The organism is Arthrobacter sp. PTI12, from assembly GCF_056679915.1.
In genome coordinates, this window is record NZ_CM155256.1 from 113,088 (window position 1) to 128,467 (window position 15,380).

General features: G+C 63.3%; 15 protein-coding genes. 7 read left to right on the forward strand and 8 right to left on the reverse strand.

Annotation, left to right across the window (positions count from 1 at the left end; all coding sequences use genetic code 11):
- Positions 1-16: 16 nt before the first annotated feature.
- Entirely contained in the window at positions 17-517 is a 501-nt protein-coding gene (locus tag AC1MBU_RS00565) for a DUF456 domain-containing protein (protein WP_277358914.1), read from the reverse strand.
- Positions 518-622: 105 nt separating this feature from the next.
- On the opposite strand from AC1MBU_RS00565, the gene AC1MBU_RS00570 reads away from it, so the two are divergent.
- On the forward strand, positions 623-1,522 hold the full coding sequence (locus tag AC1MBU_RS00570) for a hypothetical protein (RefSeq protein WP_277358913.1): 900 nt from the start codon (positions 623-625) through the stop codon (positions 1,520-1,522).
- A gap of 78 nt (positions 1,523-1,600) precedes the next feature.
- Here AC1MBU_RS00570 and AC1MBU_RS00575 read toward each other — a convergent pair whose 3' ends face one another.
- From AC1MBU_RS00575 to AC1MBU_RS00600, 6 genes are all read right to left on the reverse strand, one after another.
- Positions 1,601-2,083: a hypothetical protein gene (locus AC1MBU_RS00575; protein ID WP_471672343.1), complete on the reverse strand. Its 483-nt coding sequence runs from the start codon at positions 2,081-2,083 to the stop codon at positions 1,601-1,603.
- Positions 2,080-4,545, reverse strand: coding sequence for a molybdopterin oxidoreductase family protein (locus tag AC1MBU_RS00580; protein ID WP_479788112.1), 2,466 nt, complete (start codon positions 4,543-4,545; stop codon positions 2,080-2,082). Before AC1MBU_RS00580 ends, AC1MBU_RS00575 begins: the two co-directional genes overlap by 4 nt.
- Entirely contained in the window at positions 4,520-5,440 is a 921-nt protein-coding gene (locus AC1MBU_RS00585) for a glycosyltransferase family 2 protein (RefSeq protein ID WP_479788114.1), read from the reverse strand. The genes AC1MBU_RS00580 and AC1MBU_RS00585 overlap by 26 nt, the downstream gene beginning before the upstream one ends.
- 201 nt (positions 5,441-5,641) lie before the next feature.
- The gene (locus tag AC1MBU_RS00590) at positions 5,642-6,670 is read right to left on the reverse strand and encodes an iron-containing redox enzyme family protein (protein ID WP_471672346.1); all 1,029 of its coding nucleotides are present in this window, start codon (positions 6,668-6,670) and stop codon (positions 5,642-5,644) included.
- Positions 6,671-6,814: 144 nt separating this feature from the next.
- Positions 6,815-7,696 (reverse strand): manganese catalase, encoded by an 882-nt coding sequence (locus AC1MBU_RS00595; protein ID WP_471672347.1) that lies wholly within the window; start codon positions 7,694-7,696, stop codon positions 6,815-6,817.
- Between the two features lie 363 nt (positions 7,697-8,059).
- Positions 8,060-8,953 carry an SDR family oxidoreductase gene (locus tag AC1MBU_RS00600; RefSeq protein ID WP_479788117.1) on the reverse strand — a complete coding sequence of 298 codons (894 nt, stop codon included), beginning with the start codon at positions 8,951-8,953 and terminating at the stop codon, positions 8,060-8,062.
- 151 nt (positions 8,954-9,104) lie between these two features.
- Here AC1MBU_RS00600 and AC1MBU_RS00605 point away from each other — a divergent pair, with 151 nt between their 5' ends.
- Together AC1MBU_RS00605 and AC1MBU_RS00610 are read left to right on the forward strand one after the other, a co-directional pair.
- Positions 9,105-10,061 (forward strand): TIGR03885 family FMN-dependent LLM class oxidoreductase, encoded by a 957-nt coding sequence (locus AC1MBU_RS00605; protein ID WP_277358906.1) that lies wholly within the window; start codon positions 9,105-9,107, stop codon positions 10,059-10,061.
- Positions 10,061-11,734 carry an alpha-amylase family protein gene (locus tag AC1MBU_RS00610; protein WP_479788119.1) on the forward strand — a complete coding sequence of 558 codons (1,674 nt, stop codon included), beginning with the start codon at positions 10,061-10,063 and terminating at the stop codon, positions 11,732-11,734. Before AC1MBU_RS00605 ends, AC1MBU_RS00610 begins: the two co-directional genes overlap by 1 nt.
- A 157-nt stretch (positions 11,735-11,891) precedes the next feature.
- Here AC1MBU_RS00610 and AC1MBU_RS00615 read toward each other — a convergent pair whose 3' ends face one another.
- Positions 11,892-12,704: an SGNH/GDSL hydrolase family protein gene (locus tag AC1MBU_RS00615; RefSeq protein ID WP_479788121.1), complete on the reverse strand. Its 813-nt coding sequence runs from the start codon at positions 12,702-12,704 to the stop codon at positions 11,892-11,894.
- 109 nt (positions 12,705-12,813) lie between these two features.
- Here AC1MBU_RS00615 and AC1MBU_RS00620 point away from each other — a divergent pair, with 109 nt between their 5' ends.
- From AC1MBU_RS00620 to AC1MBU_RS00635, 4 genes are all read left to right on the forward strand, one after another.
- A complete protein-coding gene (locus AC1MBU_RS00620; protein ID WP_479788123.1) occupies positions 12,814-13,650 on the forward strand; it encodes an SDR family oxidoreductase in 837 nt (278 codons plus the stop codon).
- Between the two features lie 103 nt (positions 13,651-13,753).
- Positions 13,754-14,110 (forward strand): ArsR/SmtB family transcription factor, encoded by a 357-nt coding sequence (locus AC1MBU_RS00625; protein WP_277358902.1) that lies wholly within the window; start codon positions 13,754-13,756, stop codon positions 14,108-14,110.
- Positions 14,107-14,595 (forward strand): SRPBCC family protein, encoded by a 489-nt coding sequence (locus AC1MBU_RS00630; RefSeq protein WP_056545077.1) that lies wholly within the window; start codon positions 14,107-14,109, stop codon positions 14,593-14,595. Before AC1MBU_RS00625 ends, AC1MBU_RS00630 begins: the two co-directional genes overlap by 4 nt.
- Before the next feature lie 107 nt (positions 14,596-14,702).
- The gene (locus AC1MBU_RS00635; protein WP_479788127.1) at positions 14,703-15,326 is read left to right on the forward strand and encodes a flavin reductase family protein; all 624 of its coding nucleotides are present in this window, start codon (positions 14,703-14,705) and stop codon (positions 15,324-15,326) included.
- Positions 15,327-15,380: the final 54 nt, after the last annotated feature.

Genomic DNA, 15,380 nt, shown 5'->3' on the forward strand with positions numbered 1-15,380 from the left:
TTCATTCCGTGGCGGGTCAGCGCATGGCGAAATGTGCCCAGACGGCAAGGATCCATGCGCTGCCCGCCGCGCACGCAAGCAGGAGTTCCACCACGATTCCAAGGCCCAGAGCCTTCAAGGCCTCGCCGCTGGAGGTTACAGCCGCCCTGAAATCGCGCAGCCTTGCGGCTTCGCTGAGCAGCAGGCCAACAACGAATCCGACAATCAATCCCACCACCGGGATGACGAACATCGCCGCGACGCCCAGCACCAGCCCTACAGTGATGGACCGCCCCGGAATCTTCCGCTGACGCAGCTTTCGCCCCGTCAATATGGTTCCCGCCAGGAGTCCGGCCAGAGCGAACACCCCGCCCACGGCGAGCGCAGTCCAGCCGGGACCGCTCGTCACGGTGAAAGCCCACACCAACAGCGCACCGATGATGAGAATGCTGCCGGGGAGGATGGGGATGACCACGCCAGCCACTCCGACGGCGATGGCCAACCCGCAGATCACGGTGACAAGAATTTCCCAATCCATACCCCCAAGCATGCCACCGCGCGGAGCGGCGCCCTTGTATGCACAACGTCGTAATACTAAGGTTGCTTATGAAGTCGCCTTAGGGCCCTGACATCAGGAGGCACCATGAGTACACCAGGAACAGGGAACAACGATCGGGACTACCGCCCCAAACATGCGGATGAGTCCGCCCCTCTGGACGCCGGTGATTCCCGGCGCTCCGACGCGCGCACGCCAGAGGCCGAGACCCGGGCGATGGACGTTGACCGCAATAACGACGGCGTTGACGACCGCTCCCAGCGCGATGACCGCTCGAGCCACACAGCGGCCGTACCCGTGTCACACACCAGTGACCGGAAGGACCACGACCGTCGTGGAAGGGACCTCGATCCCGACGCCAATCGGGATTATGACCGCGACCGCGCCGTCACGCCGGTTCCCGTCGGAGCGGAGCGGGATGCGCTTCACCAGCGCGAGAAAGAGACGTTCGGCGGCATGAAGTTCGGCGCCGCCTTCTTCGGCTGGCTGACAGCCACCGGCATGGCTGTCATTCTCACCGCACTGGTAGCGGCTGCAGGCGCGGCGTTCGGCCTGTCGACCAACACCAGCCTGAATGAGGCAACCAACCAGGCATCACAGAGTGCCCAGACGGTCGGAATCACAAGTGCGATCATCCTGCTTGTCATACTGCTCGTCGCCTACTACTGCGGCGGATACGTTGCAGGGCGCATGGCCCGCTTCAACGGCGCCAAGCAGGGCATTGCAGTGTGGCTGTGGGCCATCATCATTGCCATCCTCGTTGCCATTCTCGGCCTGATTTTCGGATCGCAGTTCGATGTCCTGGCCAACCTGAACAGCTTCCCCCGCCTGCCCCTGAATGAGGGCACGCTCACCACGGCCGGCATCATCGCCGTCGTTGTGGCGCTGCTTGCAGCGTTGGCCGGTGCGGTGCTGGGTGGCCTGGCCGGTATGCGGTATCACCGCAAGATCGACCGCACGGATTACGACGCCATCGACAACCGGTAGCGCAAGGGCAAGTTTTGTGCAGCTCCGGTGGGATCCGACGATGTCGGCCCACCGGAGCTGCACAATTTCTTGGGCGGATTAGCTGATCAGCGCCTGCGTAGAGTTCACCTTCAACATGGCGTTGGCCCAGCGCATCTGCCGCAGCGTCTGGGGATGGCACCGCTTCGTCACGTCGAGGAGATCCGTGTGCTTGATCCCCTGCGCGGCCTGGGCGAGCATCTCCCAGTCCGCTGATACACCGGATGCCTTCATATAGATTTCCCGCAGGTCACGCAGCATCAACAATGCCGGGGCGCTCCGCCGCCCGAGAATATCGCTGCCTGCCTCGCGAACTTTCTCAGCCAGGTTGAACTCCTGCCGCGGTTCGGGATCAAGCTTCTGGCCGTAGTTCCTGCCGATCTCGGCGATCTCCCGGACGTGGTCCTGTGACCACCTCGCGAGGTCCCTGCCCAGGTGGTAGATCTCATGATCCACCTTGTTGCGTTCGGAGACCTGCAGCAGTTCAAGTGCCAGGTCATTCTCCGAGCGATGCAGCTCGTGGAGTACCAGACCGATCTTCATCGTTGCCCTCCCGTACCAGCGCCATTCAGCGTCTCCTGGGCCTCGGCGTTATGCGAGCCCTTCGTTTCCCACCCGATCGGGCGGACGGGAGCAGACGCCGTCGTTGTCGGCGCTGCCGAATGCCCTTTGCCGGATTTGAGCTTCCGGATGGTTGCTGCCGCCGTTTTGAAGATCGGCTGTTTCGACGCCGGATCCCAGTCAGTGATTGTCAGCTCATTTGCCGCCCGACCGGCCTTGTCCGGCTTATGACCCCCGTCCGTGTCCCAGTAGCCGTAGTGGAACGGCAGGAACAGCACGCCGTCGCGGATGCCGCTGATCCTCACCTTCGCCTCAACAGACCCGCGTGGCGTGGACACACGGGTCTGATCTCCCTCTGAGATACCGAACGCCTTGGCATCGTGGTCTGACATCTCCACCCATACCTCGGGAGCGGGGGCCTGGAGCTGCGGAGCTCGCGCCGTCTTGGTCCGGGTATGGAAGTGGTAGAGGGTTCGGCCGGTAATGAGCTGGAATGGGTACTTCTCGCTTGGGATCTCATGCGGCGGCATGTATTCAGCCGCCTTGATGATCGCCTTGCCCTCAGGATTCATGGCTTTGTACTCGTCGGGTTCAAGCGGCGCACCGGTCACGAGGTCACGCCCGTAACTCTCGCAGTACTCCGGCGAACTCCAGAACTTGCCGTCGGCATAGATTCGTTCGGAACCCTCCGGGTTCTCCTCATTGCAGGGCCACTGGATTCCCGAGCCTCCGCGGAGCTTTTCATAGGTAATGCCGGTGTAGTCGCACGGACGGCCACGCGTGCATTCCTTCCAGGCCTCGAATGCGGATTCCGGGTCATGCCATTTGACCAGCGGCTGGCCGTCCTTGTCGCGGAGGTCCAGCCGGCGCGCGTAGTCGAGAAAGATGTCGAGGTCGGGCTTGGCCTCCCCTGGCGGATCGACGGCCTTCTCAGAGAGGTGCACCGTACGGTCCACATTGGTGAAGGTACCGGTCTTCTCTCCCCACGTGGCCGCAGGAAGGACAACGTCAGCCAGCTGCGCGGTCTCGGACAGGAAGATGTCCTGCACCACCAGGAACAGGCGGTCCTGCGTCAACATTGAACGCACCCGCTGCAGTTCCGGGAGTGACACAGCCGGGTTAGTTCCGCTGACCCAGAGCATGCGGATGGATCCGTCCTCGACGTAGCGCATCATCTGCATTACGTGCGTCGGCGGCGAGTAGTGCGGAATCTGCATGGGTTCCACGTTCCAGACCTTCGCGAGATCCTTCACGTGGGCGTCATTGGACCAGTTGCGGAATGCGGGAAAGTCCCCGTCACCGCCGCACTCGCGGGTGTTCTGAGCGGTTGGCTGGCCGTTCATCTGCAGGATTCCGCAGCCGGGCTTGCCCAGCATTCCACGGATGATGTTGATGTTGTTGACCTGAACGGCTGCGGCCGTGGCCTGGTTGGACTGATAGAAGCCCTGCAACACAGTGGAGAGCAGCCTTTCGGCCTGTCCGATGATCCGTGCAGCTTCCCGGATCTTGTCAGCCGGCACATCACAGATGTGTTCCACAACCTCCGGCGGGTATTCCTTGACCCGCTTCTCGAGTTCGCTGAAGCCGACTGCATGCGCCTCGATGTAGTCGGAATCGATCCAACCGTTCTCGATGATCTCGTGGAGCAGCCCGTTCATGAGGGCCACGTTGGTCCCCGGGCGCGGAGCGAGGTGTACCGTTGCCGCCTTGGCCACCGGGGTCAGGCGGGGATCCACGCAGATGATCTGCGGCGGGTTGGGACCGGCAAGGCGGTCAAGGACCCGCGTCCAGAGCACCGTCTGCGTCTCTGCCATGTTGTGGCCGTAGAGTGCGATCACATCGGCGTGATCAATGTCCGTGTAGGAACCGGGCTGGCCATCACACGCGAACGATTCCTTGAGGGCGGCGGCCGCAGTGGCAGTGCACAGGCGCGTGTTGCCGTCCACGTGGTTGGTGCCGAGTCCGCCATGGGCGACGATGCCGAGGGTGTAGTATTCTTCAGCGAACAGCTGGCCTGTGGTGTAGAAGCCGATTGCGCTGGCTCCCTGCTCGTCGAGCAGGTCCCAGGTTTTCCCCACGATCCTGTCCATCGCGGTGTCCCAGTCCGTCTCGACAAGCTTGCCGCGCTTGCGGATGAGCGGTTTGGTCAGCCGGTCAGGAGACGAGTTGGCCTGCCAGCCATACAGGTCCTTGGGCCCAAGTCGCCCGTGGTTGACACGATCATCAGCCCTCCCGCGAACTCCGGCGATACGGTCATCCTTCACGGCAATGTCGAGTGCATCACCATTGGAGTGAAGAATGGACGCAGTCTGCACCCAGCGATCGACGTTCGCAGCGCTCAGGCCTTCCTCCAAGTGCATGTCCACCCGTACGGGCCACTGCTCACCCGACGCATATGGGGTCCGCGTGCCCCATGGTTCAGCTATGCGGTCCTTCTTGGTCATGCACTCGCCTCCAGTGTCTCGGTGAAGATTGCTGGGCGTGTTGGTTGCCGGACGGAACCAGCGCGCTTATCGATGGGTCCTCTTTGACGGTAGCGAAGCCCGCCGGGCCCCACAAGAGCACGCTGTGGCCCGGCAGCCTTACTTCCGCGTGTCTACGCCTCAGAAAGCGCAGTGAGTTCCCGGCCTTCGCCAGTTTCGATCCGGCGTAGGGAATCCCGCCGGTCAGGCGAAGAAACAGGGCCGCCCAGACGGTCAGCATTCGCTCAGCCATCCACGCCGGTGCCCACAGGGAGGCTGTCGCCGGGAAAACCAGCCTGCCGCCCCGCCGTCGTCGTCCTGTCTCTGCCAAACCGATGACGACGGCGGCAACCGCCGAGACGGCAAGCGCACCATAGCGGCGCACCAGCAGGAACAGCGCGGGAAGCAGGAACAGCTCGAGGAGGAGCCGCGGCGGCTGGGCGAAGTCATCGTAGGCCTGCCGGATCCGTTGCCGGCGGAAATGACGGACGGGAGGCGGGACTCTCCCGACAAACAGGTCATCCGCGCGAATTTCCTTCCCACCGGCGGCCCGCACCGTGCGCAGGAGCTCGAGGTTTTCGAACAGGACGTCGCCGTCATAGCCGTCAGTGGCTTTCAGGGTGGAGCGCCGGACGCCCAGGGTGCCCGGGAAATCGGAGCCCAGGGCGCGGTTGAGCAGCGTTCGCCCGGTATCCCAGCGGGCATGCCACGGAAGGGCGAGGAAGTAGTTTTGGGGACGGACGGCGTCGGCGTCCTCAAGCAACTCCAGCATCCGCCGGAACGCAGGCGGATCGTAGCGGACGTCGTCGTCGGCAATGATGATCCGTTCATAGGAGGCCTCTGCCAGTCCGGTCAGCACCCCCGCCACTTTTTCCATTGCGGCAGGTGAACCGGGGCCGGAGGTGGCGAACCGCCGGCGGCAGGGCCGCTGCATGCCGGTGGAACAGTTCAGCCGGCGATCCGTCCACTACGAGCACCTCAGCCTGCTGCGCAACCTCTCCGAGATATACAGCGAGCGCGGCCAGGCCGCAGTCCCCAGTCCACCGCAGGGGCAGGATGTAGGTTGCTGCGGGCAGTGTCATACCGGAACGGGCGCGGTTACCCGGAGGGACGATTCACCTTTCTCCCAGCTGGCGATGATGTGCTTGCCCAGCATGCCGTCGAGGGTGAGGGCAGCCGTTGCTCCGAAGTAGACGTCCTCGAGCAGTTCCGGCTCGGCCTCCACCAATCCGCCCGCGAGGTCCCGCCCAGCGATCTGCTCGTGGACGGCGTCGGCCTCGACGTGTTCGTCGAAGTACCAGGTCACGTCCTCGTCGAATCCGAGCCGCCGGAACCCGTTGCCATACAGGCGGTTGGGCTGGGACGAGGTCATCTCATACGCTGCGAGATGCCCCACAATGGCGCCGCGCAGCCGCCTGTGCAGCCCAAACAGGGACATCATGTTGGAGGATGCGAGGGTCAGGGCCGGCACAGCGTCAACGTAGCGGCCGTAGGTGTCATCAAGTCCCACGCCGCGCATGGTGCGCGCGAAGAGCGCCGAGTGCATGCGGTCCGGCCGCCCGCCGCCGTACTCATCCGCCTGGATTTCCACCATTGCCGCCTTGGCGCGCCCCTTCAGCCGCGGGATGGCCCAGGTGTGCGGATCGCCTTCCTTGAGCTGGTAGACCGATTTGTGGATCAGGAACTCCTGCGCCTGTTCAAGGCTTGCCTTCTTCGCAACGAACCGGGACACGCTCGGTCCAGTATCACCCGCGGTGAGCTCGAACAGAACGGCTGTCACGCCCTCGCTGTCACGCGGCTCCAGCGAGGGAAGCTCCACGGCGGCGCGGAGGGCAGCTTCAAAGTCCCGCTCCATCTCCCGGCGGACCGCAAGAAGGCCGGGTTCCCACTCCCAGTCGGAGTGCGCTCCGTCGATGCCGCCGTAATGCAGCTCATAGAGGCAAAAGAGGGTCAGCTGAAGGTCTTCATCCGCCAGTATTCCGGCAGAACTGGCAAGCCCGGCACGCACTGCCTTGTGAAGGGCTTCGATGCCCTCACCCTCCGGTGCCTGCGGGAGCAACTCCAACAATGCCGCGCTGGCGACCCCGCGTGGTTCAGGACTCTTCATGGCAAACCCCTTTCTACCCGGTGGGCCGACGACGTCGTCCCCATCACCACCATAGTACTAAGCCTGCTGTTCATTTTAAGACGTGCGCACGCGGAACAGCCCGCCACGCAAGGCATGACGGGCTGTTCAACCGAAGGTAGAAACCTACTCCTTGTTCAGCTTGTCCTGCATGCTCCCGGCCATCTTCTCCATGGTGTTCGGCAGTTCAGTCGTTCCGTAGAACCGAGAATCCGGATGGGTGGGCGGCGGCATGGGCGCCGATGTCGTGGGTCCGTCGTGGTACGTGAATTCGCCCTTGCCGTCCGGTGCAGGACCGGACGCCCAGGAACCCTCGGCGGCCGCTTTCCCATCGGAGAAGTTCTGGTACTGGTAGGACACGCTTCGTTCCTCTTTCTTGAGGGGGAAATTGCTCGGCACAGGAAGGTTCTCCGAGCCTTCTTCCTGCAACTCACGAGCCGCTGCGATCCACTGGTTCTGGTGCATGGTGTCACGCGCGAGGAGAAAGGAGAGCATGTCCCGGATGCCGTGGTCGTCGGTCATGTGGTAGAGCCGGGCAACCTGCAGACGGCCCTGCATCTCAGCGTTGGCGTTGGCCGTGAAGTCAGCCAGCAGATTGCCGCTCGCGGTGATGTAGCTGCCGGACCAGGGGTTGCCCATGCTATCCACCGGCCGCGCGCCGGCGCCGGCGACAATCGCCTGTTGCATGTCAGTACCACCGACGACGGCGGCAATCGCCGGATCGGACTGGACGGCGTCGTCGGTGATACCCAGAGGCGCCTTCTCCAGCAGCTGGGCGATCATGGTCGCCAGCATCTCGACGTGGCCGAATTCTTCCGATCCGATCCCGAACAGCAAGTCGCGGTACTTGCCCGGAATGTGCGTGTTCCACGCCTGGAAGCTGTACTGCATCGCCACGGTGATCTCGCCGTATTGCCCGCCGAGAACCTCCTGCAGCTTCCTCGCGTACACGGCATCTGGCTTGTCGGGTGTGGATTTGAACTGTAGTTCCTGCTTGTGAAAGAACACGGGGATACCTCCGTGATTGTGGCTCCGGATCTGTTCGGCCAACTCATCTGTCCGGGCTGGAGAGCGCGGAACCTCGTTTTTCGACGCTAACCCGAGCCCCCGACGGAAGGGAAGTAATAAGCACACTTATTTTCGCTGCGAAGGCGTCCCAAGAATTTCCCAAGGTGCGCTCGCCATAGTGAAGGCGCAGGACAGAGGAGGGCGAGACCACCTTCTCCTCCTGCCGGCACTGGCATTGCCAGAGCCCCCCCGAGCGGGGCCGTCCCGTTTCCCCGACTGAGACGGCCCCGCCCGGGAATCACTCCGGATGCTCTCTTCTCCCGATGCTACAGAGCGGCCCCACAGCGGCTCGCACAAGCCGGGTTACGGCGTCGGGCTCCCACCGTTGACGTTCAGGGTTTCGCCAAGCACGTAACTCGACTCGGGCGACGCAAGGAAGACATACGCGGGCGCGAGCTCGGTGGGCTGGCCGGCACGTCCCAGCGGGGTGGACTTTCCGAACTCGGGCAGAGCATCCTTCGGCTGCCCATCCGAGACCTGCAGCGGTGTCCAGAAAGGACCGGGCGCGACGGCGTTCACGCGGATGCCGCGCGGCGCCAACTGCTGGGCGAGGCCCTTGGTGAAGTTGTTGATTGCAGCTTTGGTGCTGGCGTAGTCGAGGAGGGTGGGCGACGGGTTGTAGGCCTGGATCGACGTGGTGTTGATGATGCTCGACCCGGCCGGCAGGTGCTTCAGCGCTTCCCGGGTGATGCGGAAGAACGAGTAGATGTTCGTCTTGAACGTGTGGTCAAGCTGCTCGTCGTCGATGTCCTCAAGCCGCTCCACCGCGATCTGCTTGCCCGCGTTGTTGACGAGGATGTCGAGGCCGCCCAGGCCCTCCACCGCGCTTGTCACCAGTTCCTTGCAGAACTCGCCGTCCTTGATGTCGCCGGGCAGCTTTACCGCCGTGCGGCCGCACTCTTCAATCAGGCGCACAATCTCTTCGGCGTCCGCCTCTTCCTCCGGGAGGTAGGAGAGCGCGACGTCGGCGCCTTCCCGAGCGAAGGCGATAGCCACGGCGGCGCCGATCCCGGAATCCGCTCCCGTGATCAACGCCTTCCTGCCTTCCAAACGGCCGGTGCCGCGGTACGACTCCTCCCCGCGGTCGCTTTGTGGTTCAAGCTGCTGGTCGAGCCCAGGCTCCGGCTGGTCCTGCTTGGGCGGAGAGATCTCGGGAAACCGGGTCACAGGGTTCTGGAAGGTGTACTGATCGCTCATGCTTTCCTCCTGGTACATATGGAAGTTTGGGCAGCACCCTTGAGGGGCTCTCTGCCGTACAGCTAGGCTCGACACATATTGCTAAGCCTACTGATCACACTAGGACGGACCGGTTCACCCGTTCAAGAGCCGCCAATGGAAAGGTCCGCGCATGCCCCTCATCGGATTTCACGCCTCACACGAACAGATAGCCCCCGCACAGCTCCTCGCCGATGTGCAGTTCGCTGCGCAGGCTGGTTTCGACGCCGCTATGTGCTCCGACCACTTTGAACCGTGGTCCGCGGTCCAGGGTCACTCAGGTTTTGCCTGGTCATGGCTGGGAGCCGCGCTTGCCACCACCAACCTGCGCTTCGGCGTCGTCACTGCCCCCGGCCAGCGCTACCACCCCGCCATAATCGCGCAGGCAAGCGGCACGCTGGCGAGCATGTTTCCCGGCCGTTTCTGGGCAGCGCTGGGCAGCGGGGAGAATCTGAACGAACACATCACGGGCGATTCCTGGCCCGCCAAAGAGATCCGACAGCAGCGCCTGGAGGAGTGCATAGACATCATCCGCCGAATGCACGACGGCGAGGAGGTTACCCACCGCGGCCTGGTCACCGCAGAACAGGCGCGGCTCTGGGATGCGCCGGAGGTCAAGCCACCCTTGATAGCCCCGGCCGTGAGTGTCGAAACCGCGGCGCGGAGCGCCGGTTGGGCTGACGGACTGGTGACCGTGAACCAGCCGCACGAGAAGCTGACGGAAATGATCACTGCTTACCGGAGCAACGGCGGCCAGGGCAAACTCATCCTTCAGGTACACCTCTCCTGGGCACCTACCGAGGATGAAGCTCTCGAGGTGGCGCGCGTCCAATGGGGGTCAAACTCTCTGACCCCACCCACTACGTGGGATCTCGCCCGCCCGTCCGACTTCGAGGAGGCAACCCGGGAAGTCACCGAGGAGCAGCTTCGAAGCACCGTACAAATCTCAGCAGATCTCGCGGTCCATGCCCAACGATTGCGGGAGTTCGCAGACCTCGGCTTCGATGAGCTGTACCTGCACTACGTGGGGACGGAGCAGAAGCCGTTTATTGAGGCCTTTGCCGAGCATGTCCTGCCGGAGGTCCGCTGATGCGCGTCACGGACACCTCGGACCTCTGGTGGAAGAACGCCGTCATCTATTGCCTCGACATCGAGACGTTCTGTGATTCCGACGGCGACGGCGTGGGTGACTTCGCCGGTGCTGCCCAGCGGTTGGATTATCTCGCCGAACTCGGCATTACGTGCATCTGGCTGATGCCGTTCTATCCTTCGCCGCAGCGTGATGATGGGTACGACATCGTGGACTTCTACGGCGTAGATGGGCGGCTGGGCTCCCTCGGCGATCTGGTGGAGTTCATCCGTACTGCCAAGGACCGCGGGATGCGCGTCATTGCGGATCTGGTGGTCAATCACACCTCAGACCAGCATCCCTGGTTCACACAGGCCCGATCCTCGAAGGACAACCCCTACCGCGACTTCTATGTCTGGCGATCAGACCCGCCGCCGGATACCTCCAGCGAGGTGGTGTTTCCGGACAAGGAGAACTCCATCTGGAGCAAGGACCGGAAGACGGGTGAGTGGTATCTGCACCGCTTCTATTCGCACCAGCCGGACCTCAATGTTTCGAATCCCATCGTCCGCGACGAGATCGCCAAGGCAATGGGCTTCTGGCTGGAACTCAGCCTTTCGGGATTCCGCGTGGACGCTGTGCCGTTCTTCCTCGAGACGAAGGGCATTGATCATCAGGCCGGGGATCCGCACGACTACCTGCGCAACCTCCGCCGGTTCCTCTCCCGGCGCACCGGTGACGCGGTGCTTCTCGGTGAGGTCAATCTGCCCTATGAGCAGCAGGTTGAGTTCTTCGGGGATGCCGCTGATGAGCTCAACATGCAGTTCGACTTCGTGACCATGCAGCAGATGTACCTGTCCTTGGCCCGGGGCGATGCGCGCGCGCTGGCACGTACTCTCGCGGACCGGCCCTCGATCGATCCCGACAGCCAGTGGGCCACATTTGTCCGGAACCACGACGAGCTGACCCTGGACAAACTGCTGGACTCCGAACGGCAGGAAGTTTTCGACGCCTTCGGACCTGAGAAGAACATGCAGGTGTACGGCCGCGGCCTCAAGCGGCGGCTCCCTCCCATGCTGGGCGGGGATCCGCAGCGTATCCGCATGGTGTATTCGCTGCTGTTTTCCCTACCCGGGACGCCGGTGCTCTTCTACGGCGAGGAGATCGGGATGGGCGAGAACCTGGCAGCCGAGGGCCGGCTGGCAGTACGCACCCCGATGCAATGGACAGATGAGGACAGCGCAGGCTTCTCCTCCGCGCCGCCGGACAAGCTGGTGGCACCTCTCGTGGAAGGCGATTTTGGGCCCGGCCAAGTCAACGTGGTGGCCGCAAGGCGGGATCCGTCTTCCCTGCTCAGCTTCATGGGCATCCTGATCCGCCGCTACCGGGAATGCCCTGAGCTGGGCTGGGGAACCTTTTCGCTGATCGACACCCCCAACCCCGCTGTGCTGGCCCACCGTTGTGATTGGGAGGAGAACTCCCTGTTCATCTTCCACAACTTTGCGGCCGAGCCCGCCGAAGTGTCGGTAAAACTGAACGACGGCGATGTGCCGAGCGGTGGCGGCATCCTCACGGACCTGCTCGAGGACACCCGCGCGGAAATCCAGCCGGGCGAGACGCTCACGGTGGAACTTCCCGCCTACGGATACCGGTGGCTGCGGATTCAGGTTCCGGGTGCCGGCCGCCTGTGGTGAGTGCAGCGAAAGTAGCTCTAGAAAATGGTGACGAAGAAGCCGGCTCCGATGGAGGCCACCATGGCGATAACGACGAGCCAGACAATCGGGGTGCGGTACTTGTTGATGAAAGTCATGATCAATCCAGTGTACGGAAAAGAGGCCAAAGCACGTCGTGCTAGTCCCTGCACGCACGGCGTGCGGCATGTTCAGCTGCCAGCCGCTTCAACCCGTCTGCGGGGCGGATGGGCACCGGCCAACGCGGTTCAAGGTAATCTCCGAGGGTCACGTTGCGCAGGCGCCGTCCGAACATCGGGATCACCCACTCGCCCCACCACGCTGATTCCCGGCGGAGCAGCTCGGTCATGGTCAGCCGCTGCCGGGGACGCAGGGGCTTGGACGTGAGCGTGTGGTCGATGCCGAGCTCGCGCAGTACGTGGGCGGCCATGTTCCTGTGGCCTGCCGGTGACATGTGGAGCCGGTCGATGTCCCAGAAACGCGGGTCGTGATACTCATCGAAGCACCAGTAATCCACAAGGAGTGCGCCGTACGTCTCGGCGATCCGGCGGACGTGGTCGTTGTAGATCCAGTTCCGGCGTCGCATCGGTTCGAGGACCGGGTGGAGCCGCACGTCAAAGCCCGTGAAGAGGAGCGGGCGGGCACCAGCCGCCGCAATACGCGACACCATTTCCTCGTAGGTCTCCATGAGCGGGGTGATGCTGGCGCGCAGTTCGAGAATGTCGTTTCCGCCGGCGTACACACTGACAACAGTAGGGTGAAGGTCAAGCGCAGGCTGCAGTTGTTCGTCGACGATCTGCCGAAGCCGCTTGCTCCTGATCGCGAGATTGGCGTAGCGCCAGCTTGGGTCTTTTTTGCTCAGCTGTTTGGCCACACGATCCGCCCAGCCACGGACGCCGTTGGGATAGCGGGAGTCCCAGTCCCCCACTCCCTCCGTGAAGGAATCACCGATTGCGACATAGAGTCTGGACACCGCTCCACGGTAGGGATGACGGACGACGTCCCTTCGTCGTCCATGTTTCGCTGCGGGAAAGTCAGGGTGAATTCGGAATATTGTTGCTTGATCGCGCGCTTCACCCAACATGACTCCACGACTCGCAGTTACCGGCTCAACCGGACACGTCGGCGGCGAAGTAGCCCGCCTCCTGTCCAGCGCAGGATATGAACAGAAACTCATTGTTCGGGACCCGGCGCGGGCGCCCGATCTGCCGGGAGCGAAGCTTGCCCAGGCCAGCTACGCCGAGCGGGAGGCCGCGGTTGAGGCGCTGCGCGGGAGTGAGGTGCTGTTCATGGTGTCCGGCGCCGAAGCCGAGGACCGCGTGGATCAGCACCGTACCTTCATCGATGCCGCCGCCGAAGCCGGTATTCAGCACATCGTCTACACCTCCTTCCTTGCCGCCGCGCCGGACGCAACCTTCACGCTGGGCCGGGACCACTGGGCAACGGAGGAGCACATCCGCAACTCCGGAATGGCCTACACATTCCTTCGCGACAACTTCTACCTCGATGTTTTGCCCCTCTTCGCTGGGAACGAAGGCGTACTGCGCGGACCTGCCGGCGACGGCCGGGTGGCAGCAGTGGCACGGACAGACGTGGCGCGTGCCGCCGTCGTCGTGCTTGGAAATCCGCAGGCGCACGTAGGGCGGACCTGGGATCTCACCGGCCCCGAAGCCCTCTCGCTCAGCGAGGTTGCCGCAATCATCACGCGGGTGACCGGCCGGGCAACCCGCTACGAGGAGGAGACGGTCGAGGAAGCCTATGCCTCGCGCGCCTCTTATGGTGTGCCGGACTGGCAGCTGGACGCGTGGGTCAGCACTTACACGGCGATTGCCTCCGGCCAGCTGGAACGGACGACGACGGCGGTGCAGGAACTCACCGGGTCAGCACCACTGGATCTTGAGACACTGCTCACGAGGTAAGGCCCCTGCGTCCGCCCCGGTGCCGGGAACGATCCTTGACTCCGTGACGCGGCAGGTCTACCGTTGTATTCAACCAATTTGTTGATAAAGGAAATAGTTGACCATGGACGTGGACGCTGATCGTCTGGATCGGGCCTTCATGGCTCTGGCAGACCCGGCGCGCCGCAGCATCATCGCTCATCTCAGCCGGGGCCCGGCAACCGTCAACGAGTTGGCTGCACCGTTCAACATCACCAAGCAGGCAATCTCCAGGCACATTCAGGTCCTTGAACAGGCTGAACTGGTAACCCGCTCGCGTGATGCCCAGCGTCGCCCCGTGCACCTGAACCCCGCACGGCTGGAGTCGCTCACCGCGTGGATTGACCAATACAGGCTTACCCGTGAGAGCCAGTTCCGCGCACTCGATGATCTACTCGGATCTCAGGCCAGAGATGGCCATTCACCCAAGGACCAACCATGAGCAATCCACTGAAGCTTTCCGTGCCGGAAGGCGTTCCCTACATTGACGTCGAGCGGGAGTTCGATTTCCCGGTCGAAGCCGTCTTCGAAGCGCACCGGGATCCCGCGATGATCGCGAACTGGCTCGGGCCTCGCGGAATGAAGGCGGAGATCGACCACTATGATTTCCGCACCGGCGGCAGCTACCGCTACACCCATGTCAGCCCGGACGGTGAGCGCTATGACTTCAGCGGCGTGTTCCACACCGTGCGGGACAACGAGTTCGCTATCCAGACCTTTGAGTTTCTCGGCTATCCCGACGTCGTCAGCATTGAGTTCCTGACCTTTGAGGACCTGGGCGGCGGGCGTTGCAAGCTCGTCGGCCATTCCGTTTATCCCTCCCAGGAGGCCCGGGACGGCATGGCGCAGTCCGGCATGGAAGGCGGCATGACCGAGGGCTACGAGCGCCTTGATGAACTGCTTGCAAGCCTTCCCTCGCGTGCTTGATGCCGAGCGTCCCACTCAAAGACGGGCTTCACTGGGAGTGTCCAGACATTCCCAGTGGAACCCGCAATCCAGTGGGATGCTGCACCGCCGCACCTTAGGCTCGGTACATGCGCAGGGACTTCTATCGCGACCAGCACTCAGCCGCCGCCTTCTACAAGCTACTGACAGCGACGGTTGTGCCGCGGCCCATAGCGTGGGTGGCGTCGCGGTCGGAGAACGGTGTGGACAACCTCGCACCGCATTCCTTCTTCACCGTCGCGTCAACAGACCCGCCGATCATCCAGTTCACGTCTGTCGGCGAGAAGGACAGCCTGCGAAACATCCGTGCAAGCGGCGAATTCACCGTGAACTTCACGCCGGAGAACCTGTTCGAGCGCGTCAACGCAACGGGCACCGCGTTCGAGCCGGAGGTGAGCGAGTTCGACGCCGCTGGCGTGCAACGCGAGGCGAGCACCCTGATCAGCACTCCGCGCGTATACGAATCTCCCGTTGCGCTGGAGTGCCGTCTGCACAGTCTCATTCCCGTCGGGAACTGCACGCTGATCCTGGGTGAGGTGGTCCACGCAGCCGTCTCCGAACAGGTGCTCGACGGCGATCACCCCCGTGTGGATCTACTCGAACCGTTGTCCCGCCTCGGCCGGGACGAATGGGGAACTCTCGGCGAGGTGCGCCGGATCAGGCGAATTCGCCTCGAGGACTGGCCCGGCTCATTCTCGGCAGATGGTCAATGATGGTCCTGGGAGACCCGGCCGCCGGGTTCGTGGCCCGGCCCACCTCATGCTCCG

Bases quoted from the DNA above. Each gene is read 5' to 3' on its own strand.
- AC1MBU_RS00565 (WP_277358914.1), bottom strand. From the start codon at position 517: ATGGATTGGGAAATTCTTGTCACCGTGATCTGCGGGTTGGCCATCGCC.
- AC1MBU_RS00570 (WP_277358913.1), top strand. From the start codon at position 623: ATGAGTACACCAGGAACAGGGAACAACGATCGGGACTACCGCCCCAAA.
- AC1MBU_RS00575 (WP_471672343.1), bottom strand. From the start codon at position 2,083: ATGAAGATCGGTCTGGTACTCCACGAGCTGCATCGCTCGGAGAATGAC.
- AC1MBU_RS00580 (WP_479788112.1), bottom strand. From the start codon at position 4,545: ATGACCAAGAAGGACCGCATAGCTGAACCATGGGGCACGCGGACCCCA.
- AC1MBU_RS00585 (WP_479788114.1), bottom strand. From the start codon at position 5,440: ATGGAAAAAGTGGCGGGGGTGCTGACCGGACTGGCAGAGGCCTCCTAT.
- AC1MBU_RS00590 (WP_471672346.1), bottom strand. From the start codon at position 6,670: ATGAAGAGTCCTGAACCACGCGGGGTCGCCAGCGCGGCATTGTTGGAG.
- AC1MBU_RS00600 (WP_479788117.1), bottom strand. From the start codon at position 8,953: ATGAGCGATCAGTACACCTTCCAGAACCCTGTGACCCGGTTTCCCGAG.
- AC1MBU_RS00605 (WP_277358906.1), top strand. From the start codon at position 9,105: ATGCCCCTCATCGGATTTCACGCCTCACACGAACAGATAGCCCCCGCA.
- AC1MBU_RS00610 (WP_479788119.1), top strand. From the start codon at position 10,061: ATGCGCGTCACGGACACCTCGGACCTCTGGTGGAAGAACGCCGTCATC.
- AC1MBU_RS00620 (WP_479788123.1), top strand. From the start codon at position 12,814: ATGACTCCACGACTCGCAGTTACCGGCTCAACCGGACACGTCGGCGGC.
- AC1MBU_RS00625 (WP_277358902.1), top strand. From the start codon at position 13,754: ATGGACGTGGACGCTGATCGTCTGGATCGGGCCTTCATGGCTCTGGCA.
- AC1MBU_RS00630 (WP_056545077.1), top strand. From the start codon at position 14,107: ATGAGCAATCCACTGAAGCTTTCCGTGCCGGAAGGCGTTCCCTACATT.
- AC1MBU_RS00635 (WP_479788127.1), top strand. From the start codon at position 14,703: ATGCGCAGGGACTTCTATCGCGACCAGCACTCAGCCGCCGCCTTCTAC.